General features: G+C 44.5%; 1 protein-coding gene. It reads left to right on the forward strand.

Annotated features, from left to right (window positions below; genetic code table 11):
• A partial coding sequence (locus B4920_RS26600) for a 5'-nucleotidase C-terminal domain-containing protein (protein ID WP_173862715.1) occupies positions 1 to 265 on the forward strand: 265 nt, incomplete at both ends.

Consider the following 265-nt stretch of genomic DNA (forward strand, 5'->3'; position numbering starts at 1 on the left):
AAAGCGGGTAACATTACTTACCGTGATGTACTCACCGTTCAACCTTTCGGCAACATGGTAACCTTAAACGAAATGACTGGTGCGGCGGCTGCTGATTATTTAGGGGCTGTGGGTAGTTTACAAATTGGTTCTGGTGGTTATGCGCAAATTACCGGCGTGAAGATGACCATTGACTGCGTGGCTAAAAAAGCGACAGTTCATGAAATCAATGGTAAAGAGTTCAGCGCTACAGCAAACTACAAATTCACTGTACCTAGCTTTAACG

The organism is Zoogloea sp. LCSB751 (assembly GCF_002028455.1).
Classification (GTDB): domain Bacteria; phylum Pseudomonadota; class Gammaproteobacteria; order Burkholderiales; family Rhodocyclaceae; genus Zoogloea.